Genomic DNA, 16,672 nt, shown 5'->3' with positions numbered 1-16,672 from the left:
CGGGTCTATGCCCACGGCGCGAGGATGATTTTCGGGGCCGCGACGCCCCCTTTGCGCAAGTCCTGGAACGCATCCGCCCCTTCGGACAAGGTTCGTTCCTCAATCCAGTCCAACGTACCTAGACGGCCGTCAAAAATGGCCTGTGCAGTCTGCCGGAAATCCTCGGCCGTATACGTATAGGTGCCGATAAAAGTGATTTCCTGCAAGGTCATGCGGCGAACATCCAGCCCTCCGGCATCCTCACCCAGCCCGACATGCGCGATCACGCCGCCCGGCTGCACCAACGCTGAAGCCGTGGCGCGGGTAGCGGCAAACCCGACCGCGTCGATCACCAGCGGGAAGGTTTCGGTCGCTTCTTTTACTACATTGAACGCATCCTTGCGCCGCAAATATGTGCGCCGCAGGTCGCTGGGCTCAACGATTACAACGTCCTCAACCCCAGCCGCTGACAGGGCCAGCGCCGCCGCCACACCGATGGCTCCGCCGCCGATCACCAGCGCTTTGCGGTCCATCGCCGGATGCATCGCATCAAGAGCAAGCCGAACAGCATGCCAGCTGACTGCCAGCGGTTCGGCAAGAGCCGCCTTGGCGAAACTCACATGGTCCGGCACCTCGACCAGATTGGTTTCCGGCATGGCGACGTATTGGGCAAAAGCCCCTTCGCGTGGTGGCATCGAGATGATCTGACGATCCGCGCACAGATTCTCGCGCCCAGTCCGACAGACCGCGCAGGTGCCACAGGTCACCAGCGGGTTGATTGTCACCCTCGCCCCGTCGCGCGGACCTCCCACGACAGTACCTGCGGCCTCATGCCCAAGGATCAGCGGCGCCGGACGCCGGGCGTCATGCCCCAGATAAGCGTGCATGTCCGAACCGCAAATGCCTGCGGCTTCGACACGGATAAGGTGCTCACCGTTGCGCGATGCTGCGTCCGGCACATCCCGGAGCGCCACCTGCTCCACACCTTCATAGACCAGAGCTTTCATTTCGCCGTGAACCCTCCGTCAACCATCAGCACCTGCCCGGTGACGTAATCCGACGCCTTTGAGCACAGAAACAGGATTGGTCCGTCTATATCTTCCATTCGTCCGTTGCGTTGGATGCAGGTCTGGGCCGCGTTCCGTGCGGCACGTTCCGGGTCATCGAATACGGCCTGTGTCAGCTCTGTCGGGAAAAACCCCGGACCGATGGCGTTTGCGGTAATGCCGTGAGGCGACCACGCCTCGGCCATAGCGCGGGTCAGTTGCCCCACCCCGGCCTTGGTTGCGCCATAGGCAATGCCACCCGGAAAAGCCCGCGTGGTCTGCAGCGAGGCAAAATTCACGACGCGCCCCCAACCACGTTCCTTCATGGCAGGTACCATCGCCTGGCTCAGAAAAAATGGCGCACTGAGGTTCAGGGCGAGGGTTGCGTCCCACTTCTCGGGCGTCACGTCATCAGCCGCTTCCCGGGTGTTCACCCCTGCGGCATGAATAAGGATGTCGGGGGGGCCGAACTTCGACCCGACCCGTTCCACCATTTCGCCAATTTTCGACCGGTCGGCCACGTCAGCAACTACGGTGTCGGCACATTCACCGATCTTTTGCTGCATCTTGGCCAGAGCTTCGGCCCTGCGCGCCACGCCGACCACGCGCGCACCTGCAGCGGCCAACGCCACAGCCGCTCGGCGACCAAGACCCGAACTGGCTCCGGTGACGCAGGCCACTCGCCCCGTCAGATCAAAAAGCGTTCTCGGGTCACCCATCTGCGTTCAGGTCGAACTGTTCGTCGGGGAAATATTTGGCCAGACGCACGTCCGCCGCGCGGGCATGTCCCTCCATTCCTTCCAGCCGAGAGATACGCGCCGTTGCCACCGCTATCGGTTTCGACCCTTCTCGCGTTGCACGCTGCCAGGTAACGATCTTCATGTATTTGTGGACGCTCAACCCGCCAGTATAGCTGGCCGCGCCAGAGGTCGGCAGCACATGGTTCGTGCCGGTGGCCTTGTCACCATAGGAGACAGTGGTTTCTTCACCTAAAAATAGCGAGCCATAGCAGGTCAACCGGTCCAGCCACCAATCCAGATCCTCGGCCTGAACTGTCAAGTGCTCCGGGGCGTACTCATCGGAGCAGGCCGCCATCTCCTCACGGTCCGAACAGACGATCACTTCAGCATAATCACGCCACGCGGCGGAGGCATTTTCGCGGTTGAGTTCGGGCAGGTCTTCGATCAGGGTGGGAACAAGTTCCATCACCTTCTGCGCAAGCGCACGGTCATCCGTCACAAGCCAGACGGGTGAGTTATACCCGTGCTCGGCCTGACTGACCAAATCGGTTGCCACTACATGGGCGTCAGCGCTGCCATCAGCAAGGATCAGACTATCTGTTGGGCCCGCGATCATGTCGATGCCAACCTTGCCGTAAAGAATACGCTTGGCCTCGGCCACGAACTGGTTGCCGGGTCCGACAAGGATATTGGCGCGCGGCAGACCGAACAGGCCATAGGTCATCGCGGCCACGCCCTGTACACCGCCCATGGCCAGAATGCTGTCGGCGCCGCAGATATGTGCGGCATAGACGATTGCGGGGGCAACACCCTCGCCCGGACGCGGAGGCGAGCAAGCGGTGATGTGACGGCATCCTGCTACTTTAGCTGTGGTCACAGTCATGATCGCACTGGCGATATGGCTGTAGCGCCCACCCGGCACGTAACACCCCGCCGCATCCACAGGGATCGCCTTTTGGCCGGCTATGAAACCCGGCACGATCTCCATTTGCACGTCTGACACCGTGGCCTTCTGCGTTTCGGCAAAGCGGCGGACGTTGTCATGGGCAAACCGGATGTCCTGTTTCAGTTTTTCCGGCACCAGCGCAATGGCCGCATCGATCTCGTCCTGAGTCATCAGGACATTGCCGTCGAACTTGTCGAACTTGGCCGCATATTCCAGCGCCTTGGCGTCCCCACCTGACTCAATATCGGCAAGAATGGTCTTGACCGTATCATGCACCTCGGTGGCATGAGATTGCGCCGTCAAAGTCGCCTTTTTGAGATAGTCACGAGGCATGGTCAAAAGATCCTATTGGTAGATTTCAGGAAGCAGGGTGGTCGATACCGCCGGAACGTAGGCGATCAGGATCACCACGATCAGCATCGTCAATACAAATGGCACGGCACGCGCGGCAATCTTCAGAATGGACTCGCCTGTAATGCCAGATACAACGAACAGGTTCAGACCCAGCGGCGGGGTGATAAAGCCCACACCCAGCGCGGTGATCATCATGATGCAGAACTGGATTTCGTTCATGCCGATATTGTCCGCCAGCGGTTTCAGGATTGGCGCGAGGATGACGATGTTCGGTGTCGTCTCCATGACACAGCCCGCAGCGATCAGGATGCCGATCATCAGCAGGATCAGCAGGTAAGGATCATCGGTCATGGCCGTCACCGAGGTCACAAAGCCTTGCGGCACCCCCATGATCGCCAGCGCCTCGGCCAAGGGAGCGGAGAAGGCAATGATCGGAAGGATAACCCCGTTCACCTTGGCCGAGCTGACCAACATCGAGGGGAAGTCGGCCAGTGTCAGCGTTCGCAGAATGAAACCCATGATGATAGTGACGACCACTGCAGTCGCACCAGCCTCGGTAGGTGTCAGGCGGCCCGAGAAGATACCGTAGAAGATGATGCCGGGCACGATGAAAGCATACCAGCCGGATTTCAGCGCATTGACCAGGTTGGCCAGCCATTCACCCATGGTCATCATGCCGCCGCCTTCATAGGCGTAGATGCGGTTCATGATGATGTTGGTGATCAGGATCGAGACCAGAATGGCCAAGCCTGGGATAAGAGCGGCAAGGAACAGGGTCGAGGCAGAAATACCCAGCACCAATCCGATAATGATGTAAGCAATCGAAGGCGGGATCAGAATGCCGGTACAGGCCCCTGCCGCCACCAACGCACAGGCATAGGGGCGCGGATAGCCACTTTCGACCAACCGGTTGATGGTCATCCGGCCTACGGCGGCAGCACCTGCCGCGTCCGAGCCAGAGATCGCAGCGAACATACCGCAGACTAGCACGGTCGCCGAGCCAAAACCGCCCTTGGCGAAGCAGGTCAGCGCCTCGGCCACATCGAGAAATTTGCGAGACAGCCCGGTACGCACCAAAACGTCACCGGTCAGGATGAACAGTGGCACGGCGGTCAGGGCAAAGGCGTCGATGCCGGTGAACAGGCTCTCGCCCACAAGGCTGAGTGGCAGGTCGCCGGACATGATCAGCATGACGATCGCAGCTGAGCCAATGGCGGCCCAGACCGGTACGGCCATGGCGATCAGGCCGACGAACAGGATCACGGGGACGTAGAAATCCCAGCCCAGTTCAACGGTTTGATTGAGGGAGTTCCAGAGCATCCAAGATCTCCTCAATCAAATAGTTTGTCGCCTTCGAAAACGGGCGTGCCGTCACGAAGGGATTTCAAATCACGCAGGAAAGACTGGATCAGACGCCAGATCATCAGCGCAAATCCGGTGGGTACGGCCATCAGGAACCAGACCTTCGATACCCGCAGTCCATCCGTCACCGATCCAAACTTGGCCGAGACATGCACGGCTTCGAAGGACCAGTACAACGCGATGATCGCCACCACGAACATCACCAGATCACCGAAGATATACAGCACCGCCTTCGGGCGCTGCCCCAAGTAATGCATGATAACGTCGATGCGGATATGGGCGCGTTCCTTGACCGCCGCCGCCGCCCCGATCCAAGCAAGATAGATAAAGGAATAGCGGACGATCTCTTCGCCCCAGATCGAGGAGAATGCGAAAATCTCGCGCCGCAGAACCTCGATGGCCATGGTAATGACCAGCATCACGTAGAACACCAGCAGAAGCCAGCGCTCAGCGTTGCGGTCTATGTTTTGAAGAATGGTCATCTTATCCCTCGGCGATAGAACAGCCAGGCACACGCCTTCTGTTTCGGGCCCTTTCAAGCCTGACTGTCAGTGGTAAAACCGAGCGCCCAGCACGGGCACTCAAGATGGCGTTACGCGTCGTGGACGTAATATTTGCCCTGTGTGCCGGCCGCTTCGACCAGCTTTTCGAAGTTGTCCATCGACCCGGCCAACTCGGTCTTGAACGGATCCCATTCCGACCGCTGATAACCGCCAACATCTTTCCATTCGGCCAGTTGATCATCAGTCAGCGACTGGAACTGCACACCGGCCTTGTTCAACTCGGCCATGGCATAGGCGCGAGCCGAAGGGACCTTGGACAGGTTCTGATGGCTGGTCATCTCCGAACCCCACATGATGCCTTCCTGCACATCCGCTGGCATCGAGTTGAACCATTCGAGGTTACAGGAATAGACTTGGCTGTCCGGCACCGCCTGCGTGAAAGTCACATTGCTGAGGATGTCCTTGAAGCCAAACACATACAGTGCACCAACCGACGGATCGAGCGCATCGGCCACGCCCTGCTTGATCGCCGAAGGGGTCTCGCCCCACGCAACCGGTGTCGGGTTCGCACCCACCATGCGATAATATTGCTGCAGCATTTTCGAGCCCGGCACGCGGAACTTCACGCCACTCATATCCGCTGGCGTGACAATCGGATTGCCACCCTGACGCACCGCGACAACACGCGGGTCGATCACCACGTAGAACAATGCTTTGAACCCGGCGGCCTCGACTTTGGGGTGAACCTCGTTCTTCCAGGTATCGGAATGCACCAGGTTGGTGAAACGCTGGTTCGAGCCACACAGATACGGCATGTTGATCAGGTCAACGGTTGAGGCAAACGGCGCAAAGTTCGACAGCGAATGCTGCGCGGCCTGAATGGTGCCGCCCTGCACTTTCTGTACCAGCGATCCGCCTGCACCTAGCTGCCCGCCTGGTGCCAGCTTTACATACACCTTGCCATTGGTGGCGTTCTGGATGTTTTCCTTCAGGTCCAGTTGCATAATCGGATAGCTGCGCGACGCGCCCAACACATAGGCTGTGGCAATTGTCATCACATGCTCAGCCGCCTTCTCGCGCTCACTCTCTTCCCTGGCGGTTTGCGCGGCGGCCTCGGACGACCACAGCACCCCAGCGGCACCGGCAACCATCGCCGCCGTGAACGCGCCACCGGCGCTGAGTTTCAGGAAATTGCGGCGCTCTTCCGACGCCAGATCACTTCTGTCGTTGTTCATCAAATGCCCTCCCAAGCAAAAAAGTCAGCTGTCGCTTTCTGCGTCGCGGTCAGCCTCCTTTTTCAGAATTGCGACAACGAACAGGATCGACGCCGCGAACAGAACCAACATCTCACCTACGTCCCCCAGAAACGCGCTGCCCGCAAAGGCACCCATGGCGACGTTCGCAAAGTAGATGACGAACACGATGATGGATGCGGTCAGAAACATTTCCTGGACTCCCTTTGGATTCGGTCCGACGACACTTGTAAGCGCTTACATGAAAAATGCAAGCGCTTACATAACTGCTTTCCTTGAGGCGCACTTGAGGCTAAACTTATTGGCAAAAGTGAATTGCAGGTTTGGAAATGTCGAAACTTCGATCGGCGCCAACATTGGATGACGTAGCCAAACTGGCCGGAGTTTCGACAGCGACAGTGTCGCGCTGCCTGAATAACCCGGACCAGGTGGTCGAGGCGACGCGCGAACGGGTTCAGTCAGCAGTTGATGCGCTAGGATACATGCCAAATTTTGCCGCGCGCGTAATGGCGGCCAAGCGAACGTCGACAATAGGCGCGATCATTCCAACGATGGAAAATGCAATCTTCGCCCGTGGCCTACAGGCGTTTCAGGAAGAGTTGCATCAGCACGGCTATACGCTGCTGGTTTCAAGCTCTGCCTACAACCCCGAGATTGAAGAAGAACAAATCAGAACCCTGGTCGCGCGTGGCGCGGATGGGTTGCTGTTGATTGGGCATGATCGCGACCCTCGGATTTATGAGGAACTTGAGCGCAGGAGTATATCCACGCTGGTCGCTTGGTCGTATCTGCCCGATGCGCAGATTGCCTCCATCGGCTTTGACAACCGTACGGCGATGGCCGAGTTGGCAAACCGTGTGATTGAGCTGGGGCATAGAAATATTGGCATGATTTCTGGCATCAGTGCGGGCAATGATCGAGCCCGCCTGAGGATTGAGGGCGTTAAGGACGCGGTCAGACAGAGCAATCTATCAACCTCAGACCTAACCATCGTAGAAACACCCTATGAGATTGAAAACGGTGCCGAAGCCTTTTCCAAGATGATGTCGCACACCAAGCCGCCCACTGCGATCCTTTGCGGCAACGATGTCCTGGCCGTGGGCGCACTGCACCGGGCGCAAGAAATGAAGTTGCAAGTCCCCAAGGACGTTTCCATCACCGGGTTTGACGACATCGAACTGGCGCGGATCGCGACGCCCGCATTGACCACTGTGCATGTACCGCACCGGGAAATGGGCCGAAAGGCCGCGCTGGAACTGGTTAGAATGCTCGAAAACCAAGGCTCCGGCACAAGCGCACGGCTGGCGACGCATATCGTTGAGCGCCAATCCCTCGGGCCGCCAGCCGGCACCTAGGCGGTCTCGGACTCCATGGTACGGAAATCATCTTTCAACCACGTATGACTTGCGCACATCGGATCGGTGAAATGCTGCCGGATCAGTTGGGCCATCACCTTTTGGATCAGCTTCGAGGTCGTCTCGGGATACACCTCGGTCGTGAACAAAGACACCGTGCGAACGAAGTTCCGACCTGGGAACGGAAGCGCCACGACGCTATCGTGGAACCTTTGACCACGATGATAACAGGCGGCGGTTGTGATCGCCCAACCACTGCCTTCGGCGACCAGACCAATGATCGAGTGGTTGCACTCCATTTCAAACCGGTTGGGGAGATTGTACTTGCTGCGGGTCAGCTGAATTTCAATCTGCTTGCCTATCATGTAATCCCGAGAATAGCGCAACAGAGGCAACTCTGCGTCCGGCGTCAGCAAGTCTTCGGGTGTGCCCTGATAGGAGTTGGGCAAGATCACGATAAAAGGATCCCGCATCAGCGGATATTCTTTCAGCCCATCGGTCCGTTCCGAGGGCCGGGTGGCAACTCCGGCGTCCAATTTGTGCTCTTGCAAATTGGTAATAATCTCATGGCTTGGGCGCGTGTAGTGTCGGAAACTGCACCGCGGCAGGGCCTGAGCCAGAAAACGGAAAAGGTCTGGGGCGATCTGGTTGTCGAAATCGTTGACAAGGGCCAGCCGCAGATCCGTGGCGTGCTGCCAGTTGCCCGAGCGAATTTCGGCCTCACCTCGTTTCAGCACCGTCAGCCCGTCGCGCACGTAACGCGCAAACACCTCTCCCGCAGGGGTCAGGCCCATCGGGCGCCGCCCATGATCAACGAGGTCGACCCCCAGCGCAGCCTCGAGATTGCGTAGGTGGTTCGAGACAGTGCTGATGGACAAACTTGTCTCAGACGCGACTTGCTGGATCGACCCCGATTTGGCGACAAGCCGGAAGATTTCCAGCCAACGAAGGCTCAGAGGTTTCGACACTGCGCACACCCATTGTTTCGATTTCTTCGAAATAGAACCAAGCAAAATTTTCGGCCAACGACAATGGGGAAGTTACCCAGTCGGAGCTGCTCACAGTCAATCCTGATCTCAATATTAGCCTGCACTTAACGGTTTAATTTAGCAAAAACCGTTCACTTGAGTCCAACCAAACCGTTTTTCACGTTGAAAACACCGGCCCCGACCAGATTGAATGTTTCGAAAAAATCTAAACGGGGCAACGAGGAGAAATTGGGTAAGATTACCCTGTCTCTCCCAACCGTTAGCACCCCGCCCGCTAGAAGAACTGACGGGCGCGCAGGTCGTCAAAAACCGCATTCGCTTCCGCATCCTGATCTAGGCGAGTCAGACCATTCCCAAGCAACACATCTGTCGCTAGGCTCACGTAACTAAACTCAGAAGATGGGGACCAGATGACCAATTCGTTTTTTCAGCCAGTCTCGGCGATGGAGCTTGCCCGGTTCGCGGGCATCCCCACCTTCATGCGTTTGCCCAGCGTCCCGTTGGATCATGACCGTATCGGCGAGGTTGAGCTTGGATTGGTCGGCATCCCTTGGGATGGAGGCACCACCAATCGCCCTGGCGCGCGGCATGGGCCACGGCAGTTGCGAGATTTTTCAACGATGATCCGGGCCATGAACCCGGTGACAGGCGTCGCGCCTTTCTCATTGGTCAATTGCGCCGATCTGGGGGACGTCGCGCCAAACCCGGTGGATATCGGGGATACGTTGAACCGGGTTACCGCCTTCTACTCGGAATTGCGCACCCGCGGCATTACCCCGCTGACCGCCGGAGGGGATCATTTGACCACCCTGCCGGTGCTGCGCGCGCTGGCCCAATCCGGGCCTTTGGGTCTGATCCAGTTCGACAGCCATACAGACCTTTTCGACACCTATTTCGGTGGCCATAAATTTACCCACGGCACTCCGTTCCGACGCGCGGTCGAGGAAGGGCTGGTCGACCCCAAACGCTTTGTGCAGGTCGGTATTCGCGGCACGGCCTACAACACCGAGGACATCGAATGGGGCGAGGCGCAGGGCATTCGCATCATCCGCATCGAAGAACTGTTTGATCGGGGCATCGACGACGTCATGACCGAGGTGCGCAGCATCGTCGGCACCGCACCCACCTATTGCACCTATGACATCGACTTTGTGGACCCGACCTATGCCCCCGGCACCGGCACACCGGAAATCGGCGGACCGAATAGTTTTCAAGCGCAGCAAGTCATCCGCAAGATGGCTGGTATCAATCTGGTCGGGGCCGATCTGGTCGAAGTTGCGCCGCCCTTCGATCCCGAGGGCGGCACGGCCTGGCTTGGCATCTCGCTGATGTTCGAACTGCTCTGCGTTCTGGCGCAGGCTGTCGATGTGCGGCGGCTCTAGGCCGCGCTGACGTTTTCCGCGATCATCGAGATCATCTCGAACATCACCGCTGCCGCGGTCAGGGCAGTGATGTTGTTGGGGCTGTCCTTAGTGGGCATCATGCAAACCACGTCTCCGCCCACAATGTTCAACCCGCGCGCCGCGCGTATGATGCCGACGGCCTCGTCAATGTCGAACCCTTTCTCACCGGGTTCCAGATTGGACACCGCAGGCGCAACAGTTGGGTCGAGGCAGTCCAGATCGAAGGTGATATAGACCGGGCGATCACCTAGAACCTCTTTGGTCTGCGCCACCACATCCTCCAGCCCGCGCTGTCGGAATTCCCGCATGGTGACGATGTTGTAGCCATAGTCGTATGACGGCTGTAGCCAGTCCAGGCTGCGCGGATGCCCCCGTAGCCCGATCTGCATAGACCGCGTCGGGTCGACCTGCCCTTGATCTGCCAGATACGCCCCCCAGTGCGCCGCAGATTTCTTGGCACCCAGAAAATGATCAACCTTGGTAAACACATCCGTGTGCGCGTCCAGATGCAGGAAGCTGATCGGTTCACCACCTGCCAACTTGCCTTTGCCCAACGCCTGCACGATCCCACCCGTTATGGAGTGATCGCCACCGACCGAGACAGGCCGCGCGCCTGCCGCGTCGATATCCTTGTAAAACTCCGTGATGCGCTCGATGCAGTCCTCGTTGTCATTGGCCTTGGGAAACGGCACGTCGCCCACATCGGCAATCCGTGCACTGTTCCAAGGGTCGATCTCGAACAATGAATGTACCCGACGTTGCACGGCCGAGACATGGCGCAGCGCGCGCGGACCCAGATGCTGATCCCGCTCGGTCGTGCCATTTCCAGTGGAATGGGGAACGCCCACCAACGCGATATCCTGCCCTTCGGGCCCGACATTCGGGCAGCGGAACAAGGTGGGCACCCCCCACCAGTAGAGGTTTTCCATCATGGATTGTTCATAACGGTCGGTCATTGTCTTCCCCAGTAAAAGAAAAACGCCCCCGGCTGAAACCGGGGGCGGGTTTGTTTAGATTTTCTCGTCTTCTCGCCGGAAGGCGCCCTGCACGATCCGGTCCATCACCATTGCAAGGAACAGGATGGCAAAACCGCCCAGCAGACCCGGACCCTTGGCAGCGTATTGCAGCGCCTCAAGGATTTCCTTGCCCAGACCGCCGCCACCGATCAGCGAGATGATCACCACCATCGACAGGCACATCAGGATGGTTTGGTTTACCCCGGTCATGATCGAAGGCAAGGCCAGCGGGATTTCAACATCCTTCAGCAATTGCCATTTCGATGCTCCAAAGGCCACTGCTGCCTCCTTGATACTGTCCGGTACACCGCGCATCCCCAAAGCAGTCAGTCGAATGACTGGCGGCATGCCGAAGATGATCGTGGCCAAAATGCCCGGCGGGTTGCCTGTGCCGAAAAAGGCAATGATCGGGATCAGGTACACAAAGGCCGGAAGCGTCTGCATCAGGTCGAGCACGGGCTCTGCCGCGCGATAGGCGCGTTTGGACTTGCCAAACCAGATGCCCAGCGGAATGCCGAACACAACACACAGCAGCACCGCCGCACCGACAAGCGCCACTGTCTCCATCGCCACATCCCAATAGCCCAGAAGGGCGATATAGGCCAGCGAAGAGGCCGTGAAGATCGCCACGCGTGGCCCTGCTGCGCGCCAGGCGGTCACACAGATCACCAGCATGACAACCGGCCACGGAGACCCGATCAATGCAACTGTCAACGCATCCAGAACAGAACGCACGCCGGCGACGATTCCGTCAAAGACGTCACCTCCTGCGGCTGCTGCGGCGTCAATCTGTGCCTCCATCCAACTGGCCAGATTCGAGAACAAGGTCCCTTCGCCTTCGCCCAGTATCAATGCTGAAACCTGTTCTTCCGGGAAGGCATCCAGCATCGCCAGCGACGCGTTTACAGTGAACTTATAGATGATCAGCGGCGCAATCGCGGCCACCAACACTGCGCCCAGCACCGTGTTGCGCGTGGACCGACCGCTTTCTGTGGTGGCCGGATCAATCCGCCATTTCGAGTACTGCTTTTCATAAACCCGATCAGCGTAGAACCCTTGTGCCAGTTTGAACACCAGCAGCATCAACAGGCCGGTGATCATGATCCCCGTCGCCTCGGCCTGCGCGGCCTGTGCCTGGGCAAAGCTATTATCCGCCGCTTTCTGGATGTTTTCTGCCAGACGGTTGAACCGGTCGATATCGGCTTGTTCCGTGGCCGCCGCTGCCCGTTCCAGCAATTCGTTCGCACGGGTCTGTTGACGTTCGGCCCGTTCGGCCAGATCAGCCCCTGGATTGCCCCAGGCACCGCGTCCAATCTGAACCCAGGCGATGATCTCGAGGATCAGAAAGGTCCAGAACATGCCCCAGATGGCCCGCGACGCCGACCAGAATGGCCCCAACACCGCCGCCCAGATATTGAAAGTATTGGGCACCGGGCTGGTGGCATCGTGAATTTTGTGGAAGGCGTTGACATAATAGTCGCCATTCGGACCGGCAAATTCGTGGATGGACCGATCCAGCGCCTCGCGATCCACTTCGATATCCGAGGCGGCTGTGACTTTCATTTCCATTGCTGCATCAGTCATTTTTGCCCCCCTGAATTCCGCGCAGCAGGCGCGGCTTGGTTACAACGCCCACGTCATTGCCAGAGTCCGTGATGACGACCGGCATATCGGTGTTCACTGCAAGGTCGATCAACTGATCCAGATCCGCGCCCTCATCTGCGCGCGGCGCGCCGTCCAGCGATCCGGAAAAGCTGCCCATCGGCTCCATGATCGAATGCGCCTTGACCAGTTTCAGCTTGGAGATGCCCTGAACGAATTCTCGCACATAGTCGTCAGCCGGGTTCATGACGATGTCTTCCGGCGTGCCGATCTGCACGATCACACCGTCCTTCATGATGGCGATACGGTGGCCGATGCGAATGGCCTCGTCCAGATCGTGGGTAATGAACAGAGTGGTCTTCTGCAATTGCGCCACCAGCGCCTTGAACTGATCCTGCAATTGCAGACGGATCAGCGGATCAAGGGCCGAGAACGGTTCGTCCATCAGCAGGATTTCCGGGTCAGAGGCCAGCGCGCGGGCAATCCCCACCCGCTGTTGCATACCACCTGACAGCTCTTTGGGCAGGCGGTCTTCATAGCCGGTCAGATCCACCAGACCCAGCGCGTGGTCGGAAACCGCCCAGCGCTTGGACTTCGATACTTTGCGAATTTCCAGCGGATAGGCCACGTTGTCCCGCACCGACCGATGCGGCATCAGCGCCATGTGCTGGAACACCATCCCGATCTGCTGCGCACGAATCCGGCGCAGTTCGGCCTCTGAAATCTTGGACACATCATGGCCCAAAATCTCGATCTTGCCGGAAGTCGGCTCGATCAGACGGTTAACGTGCCGCACCAGCGTAGACTTGCCCGAGCCAGACAGGCCCATAATGCAAAAAATCTCGCCCCGAGGCACTTCGAAGGTGGCACCCTGCACACCCACGACGCAATTGAATCTCTCCAGAACTTCGGGTTTTCCAATCCCCTCGTTCCGCACGGCAGCCATGGCTTCTTCGGCCCGAGCGCCAAAGATTTTCCAGACATCCGTCAGTTTTACGACTGTTTCGGTCATACTTGTCCCTTTGATGCAGAACAGGCCGCCGGACGATTCCGACGGCCTGCCCGAGTTTCAGCTCCGGTCGGCGTCAATCACTGTGACATCCAGCCCAGAACAGCATCTTCGTTTGCGGTCACCCATTCTTCGGCGTAAGCCAGCGGCTCTTTGCCTTCGATCACCAGCGCATAGGTCATGGCCGACACTGTTTCAGTGTCCAGCTTCATGTTGGCCAGTAGTTGGGCAACTTCGGGGAACTCATCCTCGAGGGACTTTGCATAGTGCAGGTGAAGATAGGCCAGATCCCAGGCCACACCGGCCTCGGATTTCTCTAGCCATTCCGGATCGTCGGTGGGCTGCAGGACATTCCACTTGGACGCGTCATAGGCCGGCTCTTCCAGAATCTGCATGTCATGCAGCGCGAACACGTAATGTGGCGTGTAGCAGAATCCGACCCAGGGCTCGCCCGCCTTGATCGCGTTGTCGAGGTTCGCATACGCCACCGTCTCGTCAATCTCGGTCAGCTCCATGACCTGATCATATCCATAGGACTTAGCGCGGATTTTCTCGACGTTGGTCGATGCCCAGCCTGGCGCCCCGATCCAAACCTCACCCTGACCGTCACCATTGCTATCGAACAGCGCCGCAATATCGGGGTTGGTCAGATCGTCGATCGACCGGATATCATTGGCATCCGCCGTCGCCTTGTCGACGCACATACCCTGGAACGCCTCAACGCCGTTTGGATTGAATGCAACGGTGCCTTTGTCAGTGACATAGGTGTCATGCAGGTTCTGCTGGTTCGGCATCCAGACCTCGGGGTGGACATGCATCGCGCCAGAATCCATCGCCTCGAACACGATCGGGTTGGTGCCATTCTGCAGTTCGACCTCAAGTCCCAGGTTCTGTTCGATCGCCACCTTCAAGATGTGCGCCGTCGCGTTCACTGAAGGCCAGTTCGGAACACCGATCACAATATCGGCCGCCATCGCCGGTCCGGCGATCGCCATTGACGCGCCTCCCAATAGCGTTGCAATTTTTTTCATTTTATATCTCCATGTTGGTCGTCTGTGGTGCTTATTTTTCCCGGTCTGACCGTGACGCACCTTTCAGGCAATTGTCGGAAAGCGAAACTTCCCGAGCGTTTTGGCCAACGGCACGATACACCGAGTTGGCCAGAAAATTGAAACATGCCAGCGCACCACCCATCAAGAGGCTGGAGCGACAAACCCATGCATGCGATATTATCGTAGATTAGTTTTTGTTTTTTGCAAATTATTGCAAATCTTTGCCTGAAATTGATGCCGGCAGAGAATCTGCCCACTTTCGCAACTCGTCCAGAAATCCCAAAGCCGTCTTCCCCAGGTCAGTGATCGCATATTCAACCGAAACCGGAGAGGTCTGTAGGACATTGCGCGTTACAAGACCCTGCGCCTCAAGCTGGCGTAACCGCTCTGTAATCATCTTCTTGCTGGCCCCTCCGATCAGCCGAGAGAGATCATTGAAACGCGTCGGCCCGTCTTTCAGGTGCCACAGAATCGACCCTGTCCACTTTCCGCCCAAAATCCGCATCCCGCGTTCGATCGGACAAGGTTCAAGACACGTATCCACAGCACGTTTGCGCCCGTTCTCGTCTGCTTTGATTTGTGCACGCATCACTGGGTCTTTCCTGAAGTCGCAGGTTACCAAAAGTATACTGGTTGCTTTTTACACCTTAGATCACAACTTCTCCTCAGACCCACCACAAGTCAAGTGGTGCGCTCCACAACAAGGACACGGACATGAGCAACTTCCTGATCGTAAACGGTACGCAGCCATATGAGTCAGCCCCCGGAACCCTGAATGCCAGCCTGACGAAACTGGCACGCGACAGCCTGACTCGAATGGGCCACACCGTGCGTGTCACCACCGTTGCCGATGGTTATGACACGAACGCAGAAATCGCAGCGCATTTATGGGCAGACGCGATCATCATGCAGTTCCCAGTGAACTGGATGGGTGTTCCTTGGGTATTCAAGAAATATATGGACGAAGTCTATACCATGGGCATGGACGGGCGGTTTGCCAATGGTGATGGCCGGACCTCTGACGCTCCAACGGCAAACTATGGCATGGGCGGAAAGCTGACCGACAAGAAATACATGCTGTCCGTCACTTTCAACGCCCCCAAGGAAGCCTTTGACAACCCTGCCGAGCCGTTCTTTGCCGGAAGTAGTGTTGATGACCTGCTACGCCCGCTGCACCTGACGGCGAGGTTCATGGCCATGCAGGCTCTGCCCACCTTTGCTGCCTTCGATGTCATGAAGAACCCGAACATCGAAAGTGACTTCGCCCGCTACGAAGCACATCTGAAAACCGCTTTTGCCGAGGTCGAACATGTCCCAGCCTGATATCCATCTTTACACCGCAGGCACGATGAACGGCTACAAGCCAGTCATCTTGTTGGAAGAGGCTGGCGTTCCTTACGATCTGACGCACGTCAATTTTTCCAAGCAGGAACAGAAAGCGCCAGAGTTTCTGGCGCTTAATCCCAATGGGAAAATCCCGACTATCGTGGATCGATCCGAGGATCGCGCGATCTTCGAAAGCGGCGCAATCCTGTGGCATCTGGCCGAAAAATACGGGAAATTTCTGCCTTCTGACCCCACCAAACGGTCAGAAGTGATGCAATGGATGCTGTTTCAGGTCGGCCATATCGGCCCAATGATGGGTCAGGCAATGTATTTCCAGCACATCGCCGCCCCCAACGGCCATGTCGAGCCATTTTCGATCCGACGCTATATCGACGAAAGTCGCCGCTTGCTTGAAGTGATGAACGCTCGATTGAACGGGCGGGACTGGATCGCGGTCGGTGAATACACCATTGCAGACATGATGCTCTATCCGTGGGCACGCGCTTATGTCTGGGCAAGGGTCGACATCGATGACCTGCCGCACCTTCATGCCTGGTTCAAACGCATCGACGCGCGTCCCGCCGTGCAAAAAGCGCTGACCATACCTAAGCCTAACCCTCAATTCTGGGACGCAAATGCAGATGCCAGCGCTTTTTCCAAAGAGAACGCTGCGCGATTTTCCGGGGATGTGAAAAAAGGGTGAGCGCTGGTCGAAGTTCAATGGCCCTTATCCAGGA

At 57.8% G+C, this 16,672-nt stretch carries 17 protein-coding genes; 4 read left to right on the top strand and 13 right to left on the bottom strand.

Annotated elements, in window-relative coordinates; all coding sequences use genetic code 11:
* Positions 1–5: 5 nt before the first annotated feature.
* From ABLN94_RS14525 to ABLN94_RS14495, 7 genes are all read right to left on the bottom strand, one after another.
* Complete coding sequence (locus tag ABLN94_RS14525) at positions 6–986, bottom strand: alcohol dehydrogenase catalytic domain-containing protein (RefSeq protein WP_352993445.1); 981 nt, start codon at positions 984–986, stop codon at positions 6–8.
* A complete protein-coding gene (locus ABLN94_RS14520; RefSeq protein ID WP_352993443.1) occupies positions 983–1,744 on the bottom strand; it encodes an SDR family NAD(P)-dependent oxidoreductase in 762 nt (253 codons plus the stop codon). The genes ABLN94_RS14525 and ABLN94_RS14520 overlap by 4 nt, the downstream gene beginning before the upstream one ends.
* Positions 1,737–3,044 (bottom strand): histidinol dehydrogenase, encoded by a 1,308-nt coding sequence (hisD, locus tag ABLN94_RS14515; RefSeq protein ID WP_352993441.1) that lies wholly within the window; start codon positions 3,042–3,044, stop codon positions 1,737–1,739. Before hisD ends, ABLN94_RS14520 begins: the two co-directional genes overlap by 8 nt.
* A gap of 12 nt (positions 3,045–3,056) precedes the next feature.
* A complete protein-coding gene (locus ABLN94_RS14510) occupies positions 3,057–4,385 on the bottom strand; it encodes a TRAP transporter large permease (protein ID WP_352993440.1) in 1,329 nt (442 codons plus the stop codon).
* Between the two features lie 11 nt (positions 4,386–4,396).
* A complete protein-coding gene (locus tag ABLN94_RS14505) occupies positions 4,397–4,909 on the bottom strand; it encodes a TRAP transporter small permease (RefSeq protein WP_352993438.1) in 513 nt (170 codons plus the stop codon).
* Positions 4,910–5,019: 110 nt separating this feature from the next.
* Positions 5,020–6,165 (bottom strand): TRAP transporter substrate-binding protein, encoded by a 1,146-nt coding sequence (locus ABLN94_RS14500; RefSeq protein ID WP_352993436.1) that lies wholly within the window; start codon positions 6,163–6,165, stop codon positions 5,020–5,022.
* Positions 6,166–6,189: 24 nt separating this feature from the next.
* A complete protein-coding gene (locus tag ABLN94_RS14495) occupies positions 6,190–6,375 on the bottom strand; it encodes a hypothetical protein (RefSeq protein ID WP_170495615.1) in 186 nt (61 codons plus the stop codon).
* 137 nt (positions 6,376–6,512) lie between these two features.
* Here ABLN94_RS14495 and ABLN94_RS14490 point away from each other — a divergent pair, with 137 nt between their 5' ends.
* Positions 6,513–7,538 carry a LacI family DNA-binding transcriptional regulator gene (locus ABLN94_RS14490; protein WP_352993434.1) on the top strand — a complete coding sequence of 342 codons (1,026 nt, stop codon included), beginning with the start codon at positions 6,513–6,515 and terminating at the stop codon, positions 7,536–7,538.
* Here the strand turns inward: ABLN94_RS14490 and ABLN94_RS14485 are convergent.
* A complete protein-coding gene (locus ABLN94_RS14485; protein WP_352993432.1) occupies positions 7,535–8,506 on the bottom strand; it encodes a LysR family transcriptional regulator in 972 nt (323 codons plus the stop codon). The two genes, ABLN94_RS14490 and ABLN94_RS14485, sit on opposite strands and share 4 nt — an antisense overlap.
* A 431-nt stretch (positions 8,507–8,937) precedes the next feature.
* Here ABLN94_RS14485 and ABLN94_RS14480 point away from each other — a divergent pair, with 431 nt between their 5' ends.
* Positions 8,938–9,909: an agmatinase gene (locus tag ABLN94_RS14480; RefSeq protein WP_352993430.1), complete on the top strand. Its 972-nt coding sequence runs from the start codon at positions 8,938–8,940 to the stop codon at positions 9,907–9,909.
* Here the strand turns inward: ABLN94_RS14480 and ABLN94_RS14475 are convergent.
* The 5 genes from ABLN94_RS14475 to ABLN94_RS14455 form a co-directional block, all read right to left on the bottom strand.
* Positions 9,906–10,886: an arginase family protein gene (locus ABLN94_RS14475; RefSeq protein WP_352993428.1), complete on the bottom strand. Its 981-nt coding sequence runs from the start codon at positions 10,884–10,886 to the stop codon at positions 9,906–9,908. The two genes, ABLN94_RS14480 and ABLN94_RS14475, sit on opposite strands and share 4 nt — an antisense overlap.
* Before the next feature lie 54 nt (positions 10,887–10,940).
* Complete coding sequence (locus tag ABLN94_RS14470; protein WP_352993426.1) at positions 10,941–12,530, bottom strand: ABC transporter permease; 1,590 nt, start codon at positions 12,528–12,530, stop codon at positions 10,941–10,943.
* On the bottom strand, positions 12,523–13,560 hold the full coding sequence (locus ABLN94_RS14465) for a quaternary amine ABC transporter ATP-binding protein (RefSeq protein ID WP_352993424.1): 1,038 nt from the start codon (positions 13,558–13,560) through the stop codon (positions 12,523–12,525). Before ABLN94_RS14465 ends, ABLN94_RS14470 begins: the two co-directional genes overlap by 8 nt.
* A gap of 77 nt (positions 13,561–13,637) precedes the next feature.
* Positions 13,638–14,588, bottom strand: coding sequence for a glycine betaine ABC transporter substrate-binding protein (locus tag ABLN94_RS14460; RefSeq protein ID WP_170495628.1), 951 nt, complete (start codon positions 14,586–14,588; stop codon positions 13,638–13,640).
* 229 nt (positions 14,589–14,817) lie between these two features.
* A complete protein-coding gene (locus ABLN94_RS14455; RefSeq protein WP_352993422.1) occupies positions 14,818–15,198 on the bottom strand; it encodes a winged helix-turn-helix transcriptional regulator in 381 nt (126 codons plus the stop codon).
* Positions 15,199–15,323: 125 nt separating this feature from the next.
* Here ABLN94_RS14455 and ABLN94_RS14450 point away from each other — a divergent pair, with 125 nt between their 5' ends.
* Both ABLN94_RS14450 and ABLN94_RS14445 read left to right on the top strand, forming a co-directional pair.
* Positions 15,324–15,932, top strand: coding sequence for an NAD(P)H-dependent oxidoreductase (locus ABLN94_RS14450; protein WP_352993420.1), 609 nt, complete (start codon positions 15,324–15,326; stop codon positions 15,930–15,932).
* On the top strand, positions 15,919–16,638 hold the full coding sequence (locus tag ABLN94_RS14445) for a glutathione S-transferase family protein (protein ID WP_352993418.1): 720 nt from the start codon (positions 15,919–15,921) through the stop codon (positions 16,636–16,638). Before ABLN94_RS14450 ends, ABLN94_RS14445 begins: the two co-directional genes overlap by 14 nt.
* The last annotated feature ends 34 nt before the right edge of the window (positions 16,639–16,672 follow it).

It is taken from the genome of Ruegeria sp. SCP11 (assembly GCF_040329455.1).
GTDB lineage: Bacteria > Pseudomonadota > Alphaproteobacteria > Rhodobacterales > Rhodobacteraceae > Ruegeria > Ruegeria atlantica_E.
This window is presented reverse-complemented; position numbering and strand designations above follow the sequence as displayed.

What these genes read in the sequence shown, in the direction of transcription:
- ABLN94_RS14525 (WP_352993445.1), bottom strand. Translation starts at nt 986, where the DNA reads ATGAAAGCTCTGGTCTATGAAGGTGTGGAGCAGGTGGCGCTCCGGGAT.
- ABLN94_RS14520 (WP_352993443.1), bottom strand. Translation starts at nt 1,744, where the DNA reads ATGGGTGACCCGAGAACGCTTTTTGATCTGACGGGGCGAGTGGCCTGC.
- hisD (WP_352993441.1), bottom strand. Translation starts at nt 3,044, where the DNA reads ATGCCTCGTGACTATCTCAAAAAGGCGACTTTGACGGCGCAATCTCAT.
- ABLN94_RS14510 (WP_352993440.1), bottom strand. Translation starts at nt 4,385, where the DNA reads ATGCTCTGGAACTCCCTCAATCAAACCGTTGAACTGGGCTGGGATTTC.
- ABLN94_RS14505 (WP_352993438.1), bottom strand. Translation starts at nt 4,909, where the DNA reads ATGACCATTCTTCAAAACATAGACCGCAACGCTGAGCGCTGGCTTCTG.
- ABLN94_RS14500 (WP_352993436.1), bottom strand. Translation starts at nt 6,165, where the DNA reads ATGAACAACGACAGAAGTGATCTGGCGTCGGAAGAGCGCCGCAATTTC.
- ABLN94_RS14495 (WP_170495615.1), bottom strand. Translation starts at nt 6,375, where the DNA reads ATGTTTCTGACCGCATCCATCATCGTGTTCGTCATCTACTTTGCGAAC.
- ABLN94_RS14490 (WP_352993434.1), top strand. Translation starts at nt 6,513, where the DNA reads ATGTCGAAACTTCGATCGGCGCCAACATTGGATGACGTAGCCAAACTG.
- ABLN94_RS14480 (WP_352993430.1), top strand. Translation starts at nt 8,938, where the DNA reads ATGACCAATTCGTTTTTTCAGCCAGTCTCGGCGATGGAGCTTGCCCGG.
- ABLN94_RS14475 (WP_352993428.1), bottom strand. Translation starts at nt 10,886, where the DNA reads ATGACCGACCGTTATGAACAATCCATGATGGAAAACCTCTACTGGTGG.
- ABLN94_RS14470 (WP_352993426.1), bottom strand. Translation starts at nt 12,530, where the DNA reads ATGACTGATGCAGCAATGGAAATGAAAGTCACAGCCGCCTCGGATATC.
- ABLN94_RS14465 (WP_352993424.1), bottom strand. Translation starts at nt 13,560, where the DNA reads ATGACCGAAACAGTCGTAAAACTGACGGATGTCTGGAAAATCTTTGGC.
- ABLN94_RS14460 (WP_170495628.1), bottom strand. Translation starts at nt 14,588, where the DNA reads ATGAAAAAAATTGCAACGCTATTGGGAGGCGCGTCAATGGCGATCGCC.
- ABLN94_RS14455 (WP_352993422.1), bottom strand. Translation starts at nt 15,198, where the DNA reads ATGCGTGCACAAATCAAAGCAGACGAGAACGGGCGCAAACGTGCTGTG.
- ABLN94_RS14450 (WP_352993420.1), top strand. Translation starts at nt 15,324, where the DNA reads ATGAGCAACTTCCTGATCGTAAACGGTACGCAGCCATATGAGTCAGCC.
- ABLN94_RS14445 (WP_352993418.1), top strand. Translation starts at nt 15,919, where the DNA reads ATGTCCCAGCCTGATATCCATCTTTACACCGCAGGCACGATGAACGGC.